Source organism: Thermosynechococcus sp. QS41 (assembly GCF_031583515.1).
Taxonomy (GTDB): Bacteria; Cyanobacteriota; Cyanobacteriia; order Thermosynechococcales; family Thermosynechococcaceae; genus Thermosynechococcus.
In genome coordinates this window covers 648,897-664,866 of sequence record NZ_CP134181.1, presented here as the reverse complement: position 1 = coordinate 664,866, position 15,970 = coordinate 648,897, and the positions used below count along the sequence as shown (strand labels likewise).

The 15,970-nt window shown below is 52.1% G+C and carries 13 protein-coding genes, 1 tRNA gene and 1 pseudogene; 5 read left to right on the top strand and 10 right to left on the bottom strand.

What is annotated here, in order from left to right; genetic code table 11:
- The first annotated feature begins 9 nt into the window (after window positions 1-9).
- Together RHJ80_RS03090 and RHJ80_RS03085 are read left to right on the top strand one after the other, a co-directional pair.
- A tRNA-Arg gene (locus RHJ80_RS03090) sits at window positions 10-83 on the top strand.
- 51 nt (window positions 84-134) lie between these two features.
- Complete coding sequence (locus RHJ80_RS03085) at window positions 135-1,523, top strand: GTP-binding protein (protein WP_310801440.1); 1,389 nt, start codon at window positions 135-137, stop codon at window positions 1,521-1,523.
- A 1-nt stretch (window position 1,524) separates the two neighbouring features.
- Here the strand turns inward: RHJ80_RS03085 and RHJ80_RS03080 are convergent, their stop codons facing one another.
- From RHJ80_RS03080 to RHJ80_RS03060, 5 genes and pseudogenes are all read right to left on the bottom strand, one after another.
- Window positions 1,525-4,173 (bottom strand): HEAT repeat domain-containing protein, encoded by a 2,649-nt coding sequence (locus RHJ80_RS03080; RefSeq protein ID WP_310801439.1) that lies wholly within the window; start codon window positions 4,171-4,173, stop codon window positions 1,525-1,527.
- 186 nt (window positions 4,174-4,359) lie between these two features.
- Window positions 4,360-4,930, bottom strand: a pseudogene (locus tag RHJ80_RS03075) (transposase).
- Between the two features lie 186 nt (window positions 4,931-5,116).
- Entirely contained in the window at window positions 5,117-6,376 is a 1,260-nt protein-coding gene (locus tag RHJ80_RS03070; protein ID WP_310801438.1) for an FGGY-family carbohydrate kinase, read from the bottom strand.
- A 15-nt stretch (window positions 6,377-6,391) separates the two neighbouring features.
- Window positions 6,392-6,874: a CRR6 family NdhI maturation factor gene (locus tag RHJ80_RS03065; protein ID WP_310801437.1), complete on the bottom strand. Its 483-nt coding sequence runs from the start codon at window positions 6,872-6,874 to the stop codon at window positions 6,392-6,394.
- 29 nt (window positions 6,875-6,903) lie between these two features.
- Complete coding sequence (locus RHJ80_RS03060) at window positions 6,904-7,146, bottom strand: NifU family protein (protein WP_206201015.1); 243 nt, start codon at window positions 7,144-7,146, stop codon at window positions 6,904-6,906.
- Window positions 7,147-7,325: 179 nt separating this feature from the next.
- On the opposite strand from RHJ80_RS03060, the gene efp reads away from it, so the two are divergent.
- From efp to ilvB, 3 genes are all read left to right on the top strand, one after another.
- Entirely contained in the window at window positions 7,326-7,883 is a 558-nt protein-coding gene (efp, locus tag RHJ80_RS03055) for an elongation factor P (protein WP_149820380.1), read from the top strand.
- 11 nt (window positions 7,884-7,894) lie between these two features.
- The gene (gene accB / locus RHJ80_RS03050) at window positions 7,895-8,374 is read left to right on the top strand and encodes an acetyl-CoA carboxylase biotin carboxyl carrier protein (protein WP_315863361.1); all 480 of its coding nucleotides are present in this window, start codon (window positions 7,895-7,897) and stop codon (window positions 8,372-8,374) included.
- Window positions 8,375-8,550: 176 nt separating this feature from the next.
- Complete coding sequence (gene ilvB, locus RHJ80_RS03045) at window positions 8,551-10,359, top strand: biosynthetic-type acetolactate synthase large subunit (protein ID WP_302677323.1); 1,809 nt, start codon at window positions 8,551-8,553, stop codon at window positions 10,357-10,359.
- Here ilvB and RHJ80_RS03040 read toward each other — a convergent pair.
- The 5 genes from RHJ80_RS03040 to RHJ80_RS03020 form a co-directional block, all read right to left on the bottom strand.
- Window positions 10,356-11,525 carry a family 10 glycosylhydrolase gene (locus RHJ80_RS03040; protein WP_310801435.1) on the bottom strand — a complete coding sequence of 390 codons (1,170 nt, stop codon included), beginning with the start codon at window positions 11,523-11,525 and terminating at the stop codon, window positions 10,356-10,358. The genes ilvB and RHJ80_RS03040 overlap by 4 nt on opposite strands.
- A 3-nt stretch (window positions 11,526-11,528) precedes the next feature.
- Window positions 11,529-12,176 (bottom strand): energy-coupling factor ABC transporter ATP-binding protein, encoded by a 648-nt coding sequence (locus tag RHJ80_RS03035; RefSeq protein WP_302677321.1) that lies wholly within the window; start codon window positions 12,174-12,176, stop codon window positions 11,529-11,531.
- A gap of 3 nt (window positions 12,177-12,179) precedes the next feature.
- Window positions 12,180-13,454, bottom strand: a complete 1,275-nt coding sequence (locus RHJ80_RS03030) for a dihydrolipoamide acetyltransferase family protein (RefSeq protein WP_310801434.1) — start codon at window positions 13,452-13,454, stop codon at window positions 12,180-12,182.
- Between the two features lie 65 nt (window positions 13,455-13,519).
- Window positions 13,520-13,966, bottom strand: coding sequence for a YlqD family protein (locus RHJ80_RS03025; protein ID WP_399375675.1), 447 nt, complete (start codon window positions 13,964-13,966; stop codon window positions 13,520-13,522).
- 5 nt (window positions 13,967-13,971) lie between these two features.
- Window positions 13,972-15,948: a long-chain fatty acid--CoA ligase gene (locus RHJ80_RS03020; protein ID WP_310801433.1), complete on the bottom strand. Its 1,977-nt coding sequence runs from the start codon at window positions 15,946-15,948 to the stop codon at window positions 13,972-13,974.
- Window positions 15,949-15,970: the final 22 nt, after the last annotated feature.

Below are 15,970 nucleotides of genomic sequence, written 5' to 3'. Positions count from 1 at the left end.
TATCTCTTTGGGGCTGTAGCTCAGTCGGATAGAGCGAGCGCCTCCTAAGCGCTAGGTCGTGCGTTCAAATCGCACCAGTCCCGTTCTTGCCCTTAGAATAAAAAGCGAATCTTTGTAACGTCAGTGTTGCATCTGTGATAGAGCGATCGCCAGCGAATTCTCTGCTGAAGGAACTTCAAGGCACGATTGATGACCTTGATGATTATCAAAGCGCCCGCAGCTATGAAGCGGCCAAAAGTGCCCTTGAAAAACTCCTGTTCGAGTGCAAAGCGACTGGCAGCGAAAAAGCCTCCCTCGCCCGCGCGATCGCTGACCTCGAAGCAATGCTCGACAAGCTCCACTATGGTGTCGTGCAAATTGCCGTCTTTGGTATGGTGGGGCGGGGAAAGTCCTCCCTACTAAATGCGCTGCTAGGGGAACCCTACTTTGCGACTGGGCCGATTCATGGCGTCACTCAAGAAGAAGCCAGTGCCCTGTGGCAAATTTCGGAAGCTCAGCGTGGCAATCCCATCCGCCTCATTGATACACCGGGGTTAGACGAAGTCAATGGCGCCGCACGGGAGCAACTGGCACGGGAGGTAGCAGCCCAAGCGGATTTGATTCTCTTTGTCATTGCCGGGGATTTGACCCGTCTTGAGTACCAAGCCCTCAGTGAGTTGCGGGAGGCAGGCAAGCCGATGATTCTAGTGTTTAACAAAGTGGATCAGTATCCAGAGGCGGATCGCGAGGCCATCTATAACAAAATCCGCGATGAGCGCGTCAAAGAACTCCTCTCCCCCGAAGAGATTGTCATGGTAGCGGCAGCGCCCCTTGTCCCCCAAGTGAATCGCGATCGCCAAGGACGAGTACAGGTGAAAATGACCGTCGGTGCTCCCCAAGTGGAACCCCTGAAGCAAAAGATCTTGGAGGTGCTCAATCGCGAAGGGAAGGCTCTGATTGCCCTGAACTCAATGCTTTTTGCCAATAAAGTCAGTGAAGAATTAGCCCGCTACAAGCTGGAACTGCGGGATCAGGAGGCCAACCAACTGATTTGGAAAGGAGCTGTCGCCAAGGCGCTGGCGATCGCCCTCAACCCTGTTACCGTGCTCGATATGGTCAGCAGTGCCGTCATTGACTTGACCACGATTCAACTACTCTCGCGCCTCTACGGCATTGAACTCACAGAAGCAGGCGCCAGGGAGCTATTACAAACAATCGCCCTCGCCATGGGCAGCATCAGTTTAGGGGAATTTGCTGTCAACTTAGGACTCAGTTCCCTCAAGGGACTGTTGGGATTAGCTACACCCATGAGTGGCGGCATTGCCTTTGGCCCTTACCTCTCAGTCGCCATGACCCAAGCGGGGATTGCTGGCCTTGCCTCCTATACGATGGGACAAGTAGCCAAAACCTACTTTGCCAACGGCGCAGGCTGGGGAACTGCTGGGCCGAAAACCGTAGTACAACAAATCCTCAGTCAACTAGATCAGCGCCATATCCTCAATCGGCTGAAGTCAGAAATTCAGGCTCATTTGAATTTAGCTTAGTCTAGTGTTTAGTGCATTCTTGCAAGCGTTTGGTGGCTGCTCGCTTTACTTCTGCGTGAATATCCTGACTGAGAGCCTGCAAAAGATGGCTAGGGCATTGGGGGTTATTCACTATGGCTAATCGTACTTGCCAGTCTTGGTCATTAGCCAAAGTCTCTAGCAGGTGGGGTAAGAATCCTACTCGTTCTGCGATTGCTCGCCTTACCTGACTTTCCTTATCTTGGGTAAGAGTAGCTAAAATTTGAGGAGGACACTTCGGGTTTTTCACTACAAGTTCGCGCACAACCACATCTGGATGTTTAGCAAAAGAGCATAAAATCTGCTCAGAACACTCCGGATTGCTAATGACTGCTCGCCAAACTTCACGACAGCTATCTTGGGCTAGGGCTAACAAAATGTTGGCAGGACAATCGAGTCGGTTAGCTACTGCGACGCGCACTTCAGATACTGGATCCTGAGATAGTAGCTCTATTGAGGAAAAAGATAAAGTACTTTTACTTAATGCTACTGCAAGTCTTACTTGGGCATATGTATCTTTGGCTAGAATTTCCAGTACTTGGGAAGGACATTTTGGATTTTTGGCAACAGTTTCACGGACACTAGCCTCTTGATCTTGAGAAAGGATAGTTAAGACTTCAGAAGAAACGTTCAGTGTACTAGCTAACTTTTGCCGTTGGGGATTCTTGGCGACTGCTTTCCGCACCAGTGTATCTGTATCCTTCAGTAGGCTTTGGAGAACAGGTAAGGGACAATCCTGACGTATAGCTACTGCTGCTCGAACATGGGCATCCTGATCTACCGCTAGCTTCTCTATAAGTGATAAGGGACAATTCAAACTGCTAGCAACTGCTTGGCGCACGTGCCAATTAGTATTCTGAGATAAACCCTCAAGAAGAGAGGGGGGACAATTGGTATGATGAGCAACTGCCAAATACAAGCTCAGCTTCTCATCGTCAGTCAGAATCTGAAATGGATGGGGGGTAGATACATTTCCACTCGCTATCACTGTATCTAAAGGCTGATGCGCACCTTTAACTAATACCTCTAAAAGATTGGGAGGGCAATTCGGATTTTGAATAGCGGCTAAGCGTACTCTGGCAGAGGTATCAGCGGCTAATATCTCTAGGACAGAAGGTGAACAATTCAGGTGCCGAGCAATAGTCTTGCGGACAAACCAAGAGTCACTCGTCTGAGCACCTATAGCTAATGTCTGCGGTGGACAGTCTGGGCGCTGGACAACAGCTAGTTGAACGTTAATGTCTTTATCTTGAATAAGAGTGTGTAGCACTTCAAACCAAAAGGGCAGGGTTCTGACTACCTGTAACCGCATCCTTTGATCTGGATCTTTCGCTAATGTTCTCACCAAAGCCTCAGACCATCCCTTGGAACTTTTAATCACCCAATTGGCTACTTGTTCTTTGAGAAAAAATGGTAACCATGTTAAAAAAGAATAGATGTATTTCTGTAGAAACCGATCCAAAAGAATAGTTTTTTCCTGATTGAGCATCGCTTCCCAAAGCTGAGGAGGACACTGTGGATTCCTTGACACCTCTAACCATAAAAACCGTTCTCTTGCTAGAATTTCTATAGCAGTAGGAGGGCAGTTTACATTTTCAGCAACTGCTTGTCGTACTTGCCAACAAATATCTTGGGAAAGTCTTTCTAACAAATGTGCTGGACAGTCAGATCGCTGTGCAATAGACTGACGCACTTCACTGCTCTTATCTTGGGCAAGCGTCTCTAGAAGATAAGGAAGACATTGAGGATGACTAGCAGTAGCCTGACGCACTTGCCATGAGCTGTCCTTGGCTAGATTCTCTAAAACAGATAGGGGACATTTGGGATGTTTGGCAATAGCTTGACGCACTCTCCAATGTTGATCCTTTCCTAGCTCCTCAATAATCCAAAGAGGACAATATCTGCACCCAGCAAGCAACCGTTTTACAAAGAGAGAAAAACCCAGTAAACTTAAGTGCCTGTTTAGTATTTGGTGAAGAATAAAAACTCGTCTGTCATGTTCAAAAGTCTGCTTCAGGGTAAGGGGGCATTGAGCATTTCGAGCGACAGCTATACGTACCTGCCAGTACTGATCCTTAACAAGCTGAGCTAGGATAGTTTCGGGACAGTTGGGATGGGCGGCAACAGTGGCTCGTACTTGCCAGTAGTCATCCTGTGCTAGCTGCTCAAGGGGAGAAGAGGTAAGTTTTTGCAGATTGCTAGCAGCAGCCTGCCGCACTTGATAGTATTGATCTTGAGCAAGGCAGTTGAGAATGGCGGGGGGACATTGAGAATGAGCTGCGACCTGCTGACGCACCTGAAAATAGCTATCCATTGCCAGTGTTTCAAGACAGATTGGAGGACAATTAGGATTGGCAGCAACCGCTCGTCGGACTCGCCATTCAGTATCTTTAGCCAAGGTTTCCAAGAGTAAAGGTGAACATTCCGGATTTGTTGCTGCTGCTTGACGCACTTGCCAGTGAGTATCTCTAGCTAGGGTCTCTTGAAGGAATATAGGGCAATCATGCTGGTGAACAATCCAGCGTTTGAGGAAGCTAGGTATAAAAACAGATTCGAGGTGGGTAGCAGTAAACTCAAACAGAATTTTTCTGCGCATAGCTTCTAGGAAAGACATGATCTTCAGAACATACATGATCTTCAGAACATAGGAGTTCTACTTTTTTTGAGAATAGACGATCCTTTGTCACTATCGCAAAGTCTGATACAGCTCTTTTGACAAGGATAGAAGACACACAAAACCGCACAAGTCACCCTAGAAGAGGATGACATTCATTTTATGTGCTCAACTTTTATAGTAATTCCAATAAAGAATGAGACATTATCCAGCACAATACTTGCGAATCACCGCACTGAAGTCGTGCTCAATCACATTCAAATCAGGAGAGTATTTCGGTAAAAATAACACCTCGTGACCCGCCGCTTTCACCACTGCCTGAATCGCCCCTTTCGGATGAATCGGTGCATTATCCATCATCAACAACGAAGGTCTCTTTAATGCCGGCAAACAGTACTGACTCAGCCAGCTCACAAACCCTACCGCATTCAAGTATCCGCAAAACAGCATTGGGGCGATGAAGTCTTTCTGGTGTCTATACCGTCCTGCGACTAAACTCTCTCTTTTCTTACGCTTCCCCGCTCGCTCTCCATCAATTCGTTCGCCTCGCGCTGACCACCCATACTCACACTCTACTCGATCGCTGGGCACGGTCGATTAAACGGTCATCGGGATGGGCAGCAACATCCGCTGCTAAGGCCGCCCAATCCAGCTTCCAAGGACGACGGGGGACAACTGTGGGGGCTAAGTCCTCTCGCTTCAGCCAGCGATGGATGGTGGCGCGACTGACCTGAAAGATTTGAGTTGCTTCACTGATTTTGCCACCTTGCTTGATATAGGAGACAACCCGCTCTCGTCAGTCCAAGCTATAGCTCATATTCTTGAGTAACATTCATGACGCTTTGAGTATAACCTATCCTTCTTGAAAATATCTCATCTCCTTTCGAAATGGCTATATGTATCCAATCTTTGTCAAATATTTAAGAAAAGGGTTGTAATTTATCAAAAAACAAACATAACTTTATGATTGAGCAAGACGAGCTGTTCCATAGGCGGCCTCTGTTTGAGGTGAAACGGCCACGGGAACCCCTAGGTATTGCTGGCGGAGGGCTAACCATGCGGGATTACGGGCACCGCCCCCCGCCGTCCAGACCCGTTTCAAGGGCGAGGCACCCAGACGCTGTAATTGTTGATAGCCTTGGGCTTCAATGCGGCTGAGACTTTCGAGAAGTCCCTGCAAAAAGAGGCGAGGGTCGTCGGGTCGGGGTTCTAGGCGCGGTTCAAGATGCGGATCGTTGATGGGAAAGCGCTCACCCCGCTTGAGCAGAGGATAGTAGTCCAACCCCGTGGGTTGATTGACATCTATTTGGGCGCTGAGGCGCTCTAGTTCCGCTGGGGTAAAAAACTGGGCTAAAATTGCGGCGCCACAGTTGGAGGCACCCCCGACTAGCCAGCGATCGCCTACGGCGCGCGAGCTGCGATCGCCCAAGCGATGACTGTAGATACCTGCTGCCAAATCCTCTACCCTAGAGGCACTCAAGAGCTTGAGCACAAGGGTTGACCCCAAGGATGTCACCGCCTCACCCACCTCCGAGGCACCACTCGCTAAAAAGGCGGCAATGCTATCGGTGGTACCGGCACACACCTCACACTTTGGAGACAAGCCTAAATCGGTGGCTGTGACCTTTCCCAGAGCTGTACCGGGGGGAATGACCTTAGGGAGCAGGGGCTGCAAGGACGCAAGCGTGGGGTGGCTGAACCAGTCGGGGTAAGCTTCCTTTGCCGGATCATAGCCCAACTTCAGGGCATTGTGCCAGTCGGAAATGCCCAGTTGACCATGGAGCAAAAAGGCCAGCCAATCCGCTTGGTGTACCAAAACAGCGTTGACCGTGGGGTAGTGGGTCTGGAGCCACAACAGCTTAACGAGACTACTGGTGGCACTCAGGACAAGGTGATCCGTGGTTAAAATCTGCCGCAGCGTTTGAACCTGATCTTGGGCGCGATCGTCGTTGTAGAGGAGAACGGGTGAGCAGGGCTGCCCTTGAGCATCACAGAGGAAAACGGTGCTAGAGGTGGCATCAATAGCAATCCGCTGAATTTGCTGACGGATAGCGCTTGGAATATCTAAAATCAACGCCCGCAGAGTTGCCGCCCATTCTTGGGGGCGATCGGGCTGGTGCAACGGACGACGGGCAGTGGCGAGAATCTTGCCTTCAGGATCGATGGCGATCGCCCGCGCTCCCGAGGTACCAAAATCAATCCCCAGTGCGATGACCGCCATAGCGCTAGGGCGCCTTCAAAACTCAAGGAGGTCAAAAAGAGCCGTATCAAGCTCATAGCCAAACATCGCTGCCATGCCTTTAATTTTTTCAGCGGCAGGATAGCCCTGTCCCTGAAGCCATTGCCAAAGGGTAAAGACCTTGGCCATCACAAAAATATCAAGGGCTTGGGGGTTGAAGATAATACCCTGCTGCGGATGAAATTCATGGGGCACCAGCATTGCCCCATAGCGCACCAACTCACCCGCTGACCAATCCAGTAAATAGGGCAACCATGGGTAGCAGACATCAGCACGAATGAACCAAAGGCGCACAGCTGGCAATTCCGAAAGCTCTAGATCAGGCTCATCCGCTGGCCGAGGATAATCAATAAGAAAACGCAGTGCTTGGTGATGATCTAGAAGCCGCTGCTTTGCAATCAGGGGAGCAAGGACTTGTTGCAGGGGAGATAGATCAAGACGATCAATCTGATCTGGCGTTAACTGGATCGCGATCGCCACGTTCTATCTCTCCCCAGCAGCCAGCGAGATTAAAGCACCTGTTGGACTTCAGCAATCTCTGGAATCGCTTCTTTTAACTTGCGCTCAATACCCATGCGCAGTGTCATCGTCGAACTGGGACAAGCACCACAGGCACCCTGTAAGCGCAGTCGTACCACAGGTCCTTCAATTTCCACAAGTTCCACATTACCGCCGTCGGCCATCAAATAGGGGCGCAGTTCATCAAGGACTTTTTCGACGTTTTCTTGACTTAGTTCAAGGGTTGCAGCCATTGTTACTGTCCTTGGCGTATCGTTCACATTTCCTTAGTCTAGCATTTGCAGGGGCGATCGCCCTTTGGGAATTGCAAGGGATGGCAATGGATCTGACTCTAGGGAAATCTGCTGAACAATGTTTAGGAAGGGCAACGCTCAAGGATACAATAATAGCTTGGTGAACTGCACGGTAGGACATGATTTCCAGTAATGATTTTCGCCCTGGTGTAAGTATTGAGCTGGATGGTGCCGTCTGGCGAGTCGTCGAATTTTTGCACGTCAAGCCCGGTAAGGGTTCAGCCTTTGTGCGAACAAAATTGAAAAATGTGCAAACGGGCAACGTGATTGAGCGCACCTTCCGCGCCGGCGAGACCGTTCCCCAAGCCACCCTTGAAAAACGCACCATGCAGCATACCTACAAAGATGGCGAAGACTATGTCTTTATGGACATGGAAAGCTATGAAGAGGCTCGCCTCACGCCCGCACAAATGGGCGATCGCGCCAAGTATCTCAAAGAAGGAATGGAAGTCAATATTGTCAAATGGGGTGAGCAAGTCCTTGAGGTGGAGCTACCCAACTCCGTTGTTTTAGAAGTGGTGCAAACCGACCCTGGGGTGAAGGGAGATACTGCCACCGGTGGCTCGAAACCTGCCATTGTCGAAACCGGTGCCCAAGTCATGGTACCGTTATTTATCTCCGTAGGCGAGCGGATTCGCATTGATACTCGCTCAGATACATATCTTGGCCGCGAATAGGAGTAATGGGTGTGGAGCTTGACCTCAACCAAGTACGCGAACTGCTACTAATGTTTGACCAAACCAGCGTCACCGAACTCAACCTCAAAAGTGGCGAACTGGAACTCCAACTCCGCAAGCGTGAGCAGCTCAGTGGCAACGCTCCCGTGGTTGTGGCTCCAGCTCCTGCATCAACCGTCACGCCCACCCCTGTGCCCCCGCCAGCCGTTACCCCCGATCCGGAACCAACGCCACCTCCCGCCAACCGTAAAACCGTGGATATTGTGGCGCCAATGGTAGGTACCTTTTATCGTGCCCCCGCTCCCGATGAACCCCCTTTTGTCGAAGTGGGCGATACAGTCAAAAAAGGCCAAGTGGTTTGCATCATTGAAGCCATGAAGCTGATGAATGAAATTGAAGCCGAAGTCAATGGCCAAGTGGTGGAAATTTTGGTGCAAAATGCTGAACCAATTGAGTATGGCCAAACCTTAATGCGCATTTTACCTAACTAAATCAACAGCGTTCTTTCAGCAAGGAGAGGCAGCTACTAATTGTAAAGATATGTTAAGCATCGAGGAGTTTAAGGCCAAGAATTCAATGCTTTCAAGCCTTTGCGCTCTTGCCGAGACCCTAATTGAAAAATTAGAATTTAGAAACATCTACCACCACTGCCTGACGAGGTTGGCCTGTGCAAGCAACTGGAGCATACATTCTTATTGATACCCTATGCCGTCACGGCGTTAAGCATATTTTTGGCTATCCTGGTGGCGCAATCTTACCGATTTATGATGAACTGTACCGTGCTGAGTCAAAGGGAATCATTCAGCACATTCTGGTACGCCACGAACAGGGGGCAGCCCATGCCGCTGACGGCTACGCTCGTGCCACAGGTCAAGTGGGGGTGTGTTTTGGTACTTCAGGGCCGGGGGCGACGAACTTAGTGACAGGCATTGCCACAGCCCACATGGATTCCATTCCGCTGCTGGTAATTACCGGTCAGGTGCCTCGCTCCGCCATTGGTACCGATGCCTTTCAGGAAACGGATATCTTTGGCATTACGCTGCCGATTGTCAAGCACTCCTACGTCGTGCGCGAAGCCAAGGACATGGCACGGATTGTTGCTGAAGCCATTTACATTGCCACCACCGGTCGGCCAGGGCCTGTGCTTGTGGATATTCCCAAGGATGTCGGCCTAGAAGTCTGTGAGTATGAACCGATCGAGCCGGGGCAAGTCAAGCTAAGGGGCTATCGTCCCACGATTCGCGGCAATGTCCGCCAAATTGCCCAAGCGGTTCAACTGATTCGTGAGGCCAAGCGACCCTTGCTCTATGTGGGCGGCGGTGCAATTACAGCGGGTGCTCACGAGGAGGTGCTCAGGTTAGCCGAGCTATTCCAGATTCCGGTGACAACAACCCTGATGGGCAAGGGGGCGTTTCCTGAGTCCCATCCCCTCTCCGTGGGTATGTTGGGGATGCATGGCACCGCCTATGCCAACTTTGCCGTCAGTGAGTGTGATCTATTAATTGCCGTGGGGGCGCGGTTTGACGATCGCGTCACCGGTAAGCTGGATGAATTTGCCTCCCGCGCTAAGGTGATTCACATTGACATTGATCCTGCCGAGGTGGGCAAAAACCGCGTGCCGGATGTGCCGATTGTTGGCAGCGTTAAACCGGTGCTGCAGCAACTCCTCAAGCACATTGAAGACAGTGGTGAAGCCATTGAACCCGTCACCCAAGCGTGGCTCGAGCGCATCAAGGTCTGGAAAGAGGACTATCCCCTTGTCGTGCCGCAGCCCAGTGGTGAACTCTCACCCCAAGAGGTGATTGTTGCCTTTGGCCGCCATGCGCCTGATGCCTACTACACGACTGATGTGGGTCAGCACCAGATGTGGGCAGCGCAATTCCTGAAAAATGGCCCTCGGCGTTGGATCTCCAGTGCTGGCTTGGGCACGATGGGCTTTGGCATGCCCGCAGCAATGGGGGTGAAGGTGGCACTACCCGATCAACAGGTGATCTGTATTAGTGGCGATGCCAGTTTTCAAATGAATTCCCAAGAGTTGGCCACATTGGCTCAGTACGGTATTGCTGTCAAGACGGTGATTATTAACAATTTTTGGCAGGGAATGGTGCGCCAGTGGCAGCAAGCCTTTTACGAGGAGCGTTATTCCCATTCCAATATGGCCAAGGGGATGCCCGATTTTGTGAAATTGGCGGAGGCCTACGGGGTTAAGGGGTTGCGGGTGAGCGATCGCCACGATTTGGATGCAATTGTCCAAGAGGTTTTGGCCTACGATGGCCCCGTGCTACTGGATGCCCATGTCACCCGCGATGAAAATTGCTACCCGATGGTGGCCCCCGGCAAGGCCAACTCCCAAATGCTGGGGCTGCCGGAACGGAAGGTGCTGGAAAAGGCTGCCGAATTGATCTACTGCGCCAACTGTGGGGCAAAGACAATTTCGACCCATCGCTTTTGTCCAGAGTGCGGCAGTAAGCTCTAGGGAGTTGGACAGGCTTGAGCAAACAATCGCCTTGGCAGGGGCTGGCGAAAATGGAAGCGAAGTGTATTTTGGCGGCGATCGCGCGGTTCAGGACCACGCCCCCATAACGTCTCAAAGGAGAAAAAGGACACCCCTAACCCTGATCGCAGCGCGGCTTCTACCTTAGCATCCACCAGTTCGATGGGCACAGGGTTGGTACGTAGCCCTGTAAGGACACCAACGGCGGTGGGAATTTTGGCTTGGGCGTGGAGCATCTCCGGCTGAGTCAACTGCTGTACAAAGCTGGCAAGATTGTAGCGATAGACTTGTACAATCACTTCATCGAGGAGTCCGAGGGCGACCCACTGCGGCCAATCTTGGAGAAATGTCTGGTAGGCGGTGGGCAATGTGGTCGGTGAGACGGAAAAAATGGCATTGGGAAATTCTTGTTTGACCTGCTGCCGCAACGTTTGCACAAAGGCGGTGAGTTTGTCGGCACGCCAGCGCATCCAGTCGGGATCACGGGGATTATCGGGAACGGGGTTTTGGGTTTCCTGCTGATAGAGGGCACGGGTGTAGTCATCATAGCCAAACTCCACGGGCAGGCTGAGGTGGTCATCAAACTGTACACCATCCACTGGATACTGCCGCAGCACCTCAAGGACAATACTAGTGAGAAAGGCTTGTACCTGCGGATGAAAGGGATTGAGCCACGCCACTTCCCCGGCCGCCGTTAAGCGAGTGGTTTGACCATTGACCCCCTGGGTAAGCCAGTCTGGATGGCCAAGGGCGAGTTCTGAGGTTTCTGGCACCATAAAGCCAAATTCAAACCAAGGAATGACCAAGAGATTACGGCAGTGCGCCTGCTGGGTGAGTTCTCCGAGAATGTCGTAGTCTTGGATTCCCCGCAGGACAAAGGGTTGGATGCCCAGATTCCTGGCCGTGGCACTGGGGAAACTGACATAGCCAGAGTTCCAAACAACGGGATAGAGAGTGTTGAAGTTCAACCGCTGTAAATCATTGAGGGTTGCCTCCAACCGCGGGCGATCGCGCAGGATCGGTAAATCATTGGTTGTCAGCCAGACGCCGCGAATCAGCGTTGAGTTTTTTGCCTGTACTGGCCAAATCGTCCAACACAAACTCCAACAGAAGAGAAAAAATAACAGCCAAACGCGACGATGCAGCATAGGTTACAACGCCAGTGGACGGAGATGTCCTGACTCTAGGAGAAAAATCTGAGTACAGACTCTGCGTAAAAATGCAGGGTCATGACTGACGATGAGACCGGGGGTGGTATCCGCCTGCAAAAACTCGATCAACGTGCCACAACTTCGCTGATCCAAAAAGGCCGTGGGTTCATCATAGAGAATCAACTGGGGCTGCATGGCTAAAATGCCCGCGATCGCCACCATGCGTTGTTCGCCGCCCGACAGTTGATGGGGCATGCGATTGGCCAAGTGACTGGTTCCTGTCTTGACCAAGGCTTGGTCAACTCGCTGCTGCACTTCTGCGGTCGGACAGCCCAAGTTTTCAGGGCCAAAGGCGACATCCTCGGCCACGGTAGCCCCAATTAACTGATCCGCTGGATGTTGCAGCACGACCCCCACCGCCGGTTGAAACTGTCCAGCCACCACTGACTGTCCCAAGCAGGTGATCGTTCCCCGCTGTGGCGCAAGAACAGCCGCACAGAGCAGCAGAAGTGTGGTTTTGCCAGAACCATTGTCCCCCATGATGCCTAGGCGATCGCTCCCCTGCACCGTGAGATCAATCCCTTGGAGTAGTGAGGGGGTTGCCCCATAGCCAAAATGGAGATCCCTGATTTCCAGCAGGGCAGTCACAGTTTAGAGCGTCAGGGCTTGGGGATTGGTTTCAATCAGTTTCGCCAAATCCTGCAGGAAAGCAGCAGCATCGGCACCATAGATCACACGGTGATCACAGGTGATATTCACCTTCATCTGCCGTTTTACCCCCAGCAGGCCATCCTCGGTGGCAACCACCGTTGGACGCGACGCCCCCACCGCCATAATGGCTCCTTGACCGGGGGTGAGAATGGCGTCGAAGAAGTCAACCCCGAACATTCCTAAATTGGAGAGACTAAAGGTACCTGTGCTGTACTCCTCAGGTTGCAGTTGCTTGGCGCGCGCCCGCTCCACCAAGTCTTTCCAAGTGCGCGAGAGGCTGTAGATGTCAATTTGATCAGCGTTCTTCAACACCGGTGTAATCAGCCCCCCTCCCGGCATCGCCACAGCCACAGCAATGTTAATGTCGCGGCGGTATTGAATCCCTTGCTCTGTGTAATAGGCATTCATGATCGGGTGTTTTTGCAGCGTCAGGGCGATCGCCTTGGCAAGGAGCGCCGTCATTGTCACCCCTTTTGACTTGATTTGCTGGTACAGCCGATCCAACGCATCCGTTGTAATCGTGTAGGCCACATGGAAGTCGGGAATGCCAAGGCTGGCCACCATATTCCGCACAACGGCATTTTGTAGCGTTGTCAGGGGCACCAGATCCTCTTTGGCGACGACCGGGGCAGTCGCAGGGGCGGCTGTGGGGACAGGGGGTGTCGCTACTGGTGTAACGGGAGTTGCAGGCGCACCAATCAAGGCTTCCACATCAGCGGCGGTAATCCGACCATTGGGGCCCGTTCCCTTGAGCGTCTGCAAATCAATTTTGTGTTCCTTGGCCAATTTGCGGGCACGGGGGGAAGCAATCACTCGCCCAGTAGTTGCAGCGACAGCACTGGTGGGAGAAGCCACTGCCACAGGAGCCGTTGCGGAGCCATTCGTGGTGGCCGCCGCGGTTGTCGTCGTCGGAGTCGCAGCACTCGTGCCGCTACCAAGGGACTTCGCCTTTGCCTCTGCTTCCGCAATTTCTGCTTCTGTTTCTGCCACAAGGCCAATGGTGGAACCGACGGGTGCCACTTCGCCAGCAGGCACGGTAATCACCGCCAAATAGCCGTCGTAGAAGGACTCCACATCCATATCGGCCTTGTCGGATTCCACAATCAGCACGGTTTCCCCTTTGGCCACCTTATCGCCGGGAGATTTCACCCAAGAGACAATTTTCCCTTCGGTCATGGTGGAGCTGAGGGCGGGCATGAACAGTTCACGAATCATAGAGGCTGCTATCCTTGGTTGGCAATCGAGAGGGAGTCAAATTCACTAAAAATGAAAGGTAAAAGTTAGAGCGTGCCGCGAATTTCTTCGATGACGCCATTGCGCAGGAGAATCTCCACCTGCATTTTTTGGATCAAGTTGTCTCCTTTAGTGACATAGAAGAAGTTATCCACCTGCCCTTGATCGACTTCCTGACCCATTTGGAGGCGCTGTACCTGATCGAGTTGCTGCAGAATCAGATTTTTTTGCTGCAACAGTTGCGCCTTTTGATTGTTGGCTTGCCCTTGAACCTCTTGAATGCGGGCATTGATTACGTCTGGCGCTTCAGTGCTTTTGCGCAGTTCCTCAATCACCTGCTGCAATTGAAAATCTAACTGCTGAATTTGGCTATCCACTTGATTTAGTTGTGTCTGAAGCTGCCTTTGGGCATCGTCTTTCCACTCGGGAGTGACGATTGCTTTCACCATAATCTGGCGCCGCAGGAGCAGTTTAGTATCCATAGGGTCTGTCATGGAGATTACTCAAACATGGCGTTAATCATATCGCGGTAGCGATCGCTCACGACATGACGACGAATTTTTAGAGTTTGGGTCAAAAGACCATTCTCTATCGTAAAGGGTTCGAGGACAAAGCGAAATGTGGCAATGCGATCATCTGGGCGATAGCCCGGGCGATTTTGCACTTCCCGCAGCAGTTCTTGGCGGTAGAGATCAATAATCACTTTGCTCTCCAGCGTCACCAGTTCACCCGTGCCCGCTGGTGCCGGTCGGTTCGGCAACTCTAGCCGGTACCCCTTGGCAGCCACCCACTGCTCCAGCGCTTCCAAATTAGGCACAATCAAGGCACCCAAGGCTTTTTGATCTTGACCCACCAGCATAATCTGGTCAATGTAGGCGCTGCGGATACAGGCATCCTCAATGGGCTGCGGTTCAATATTTTCGCCGTTGCTGAGAACAATCGTGTCCTTCTGCCGCCCCGTCAGCACCAAATCGCCATTGGGGGTGAGGTAGCCCAAGTCGCCCGTGTCAAACCAGCCCTCAGCATCCAGCACCTTGGCAGTGGCCTCCGGTTTGTTGTAGTAGCCGCGCATCACTTGTGGCCCTTTGGCCATCACCAGTCCTTTTTGGCCAAACTCAACGGGGGCTTTAGTTTCGGGATCCACAATTTTAATCGCGGTATCGGGAATGGGACGGCCGGCGGAGCCGCGTAGATTTGCCCAAGAGCGGCGAGCGGTCAGTACCACAGCCGTTTCTGTGAGGCCATAGCCCACTAGCACTTCTAGGTTGATGACTTCATAGAATGTGTCCAAATGGGGGGCAAGGGCACCGCCACCACTAATCACCTGTTTAATTTCACCGCCCGTGGCTTCACGAATTTTGCGATAGACACGCTTCTCCCCCAGTTCGTAGAGAGGCTTGAGGAAAAAGGTTTGCAGACGGGCAACCAATTTTTGCCAACCGCTGGGATGGGGGTTGGTCAGGCTGAGGCCGGTGAGCAGTCGCCGTTGCAGGACATATTGCTGGCCAACACTGAGGAAAAACTGGGCAAGACGCCGCTTTGTGGCCGGGGCATCGCGCAGTTGCTTTTGCACCCCTTCATAAAAGCCTTCCCAGATACGAGGTACGGCAATCATGTAGTGGGGCTTACACCGTTTTAAGTCATTCTTGAAGTGACGGAGGTTAGTATAGGTTTGGCTACAACCACAGGCAAAGAGAAAGTATTCGGCCACCCGTTCGTAGGCATGCCAAATGGGCAAGATACTGAGAATGCGATCGCCCACCTGCGGTTGCACAATTGCCCAGAGATTGACAATTTGACTCAGTAGCCCCCCATGGGTGACCATCACGCCCTTGGGTTGACCTGTGGTACCGGAGGTGTACATCAGCGTTGCCAAGTCATCGGGGGTAATGGCGACTGCCCGCACTGTGCCATATTGTCCTTCCGTAAAGACTTGACCAAAATTCAAGAGCCGCAGGGGAAAATGCTCAAGTTCTGGGGATTCTGCACTTAAGAGCACAACAGTTTCCACCCCTGTCTCTGCTAAACCCTCTTGAAGTTTGCGCAAGGTGGCCAAGTTTTCAATCAGCAGCAGGGTTGCGCCACTATCACGGAGAATGTAGAGAAGTTCTTGGGCCTCTGCGGTACCACTGCGCACCACATTAATGGCACCGGCCATCATACTGCCTTGATCGGCAATCAGCCAGCGGGGACTATTGTCAGCAAATAAGGCCACGCGATCGCCGGCAGCGACACCCAGCGCTTGTAGGCCAGCAGCAAAGCGTTGAATGCGTTGATAGAGTTCACTGTAGGTAATGCGCGTCGGAGGGTCTTCGTAGGGCGCATCAACAGCCACCACCTCCCCATGGCGTTGCGCTAGGAGAGGCCAAATTTCCGGCAGCGACTGGAGGGTTTTGTAGGCCAAAAAGTGATCGGGTAACGAGGCATCTTGGGGGAGGCCGCCGGGGGGAGTGTAGGTGTAGGCCGCACTGGTCATTGGTTTGGCTCCAGACGCAACA

Bases quoted from the DNA above. Each gene is read 5' to 3' on its own strand.
- RHJ80_RS03070 (WP_310801438.1), bottom strand. From the start codon at position 6,376: ATGGCGGTCATCGCACTGGGGATTGATTTTGGTACCTCGGGAGCGCGG.
- efp (WP_149820380.1), top strand. From the start codon at position 7,326: ATGATTTCCAGTAATGATTTTCGCCCTGGTGTAAGTATTGAGCTGGAT.
- RHJ80_RS03025 (WP_399375675.1), bottom strand. From the start codon at position 13,966: ATGACAGACCCTATGGATACTAAACTGCTCCTGCGGCGCCAGATTATG.
- RHJ80_RS03020 (WP_310801433.1), bottom strand. From the start codon at position 15,948: ATGACCAGTGCGGCCTACACCTACACTCCCCCCGGCGGCCTCCCCCAA.
- RHJ80_RS03030 (WP_310801434.1), bottom strand. From the start codon at position 13,454: ATGATTCGTGAACTGTTCATGCCCGCCCTCAGCTCCACCATGACCGAA.
- RHJ80_RS03040 (WP_310801435.1), bottom strand. From the start codon at position 11,525: ATGCTGCATCGTCGCGTTTGGCTGTTATTTTTTCTCTTCTGTTGGAGT.
- RHJ80_RS03060 (WP_206201015.1), bottom strand. From the start codon at position 7,146: ATGGCTGCAACCCTTGAACTAAGTCAAGAAAACGTCGAAAAAGTCCTT.
- RHJ80_RS03080 (WP_310801439.1), bottom strand. From the start codon at position 4,173: ATGTATGTTCTGAAGATCATGTCTTTCCTAGAAGCTATGCGCAGAAAA.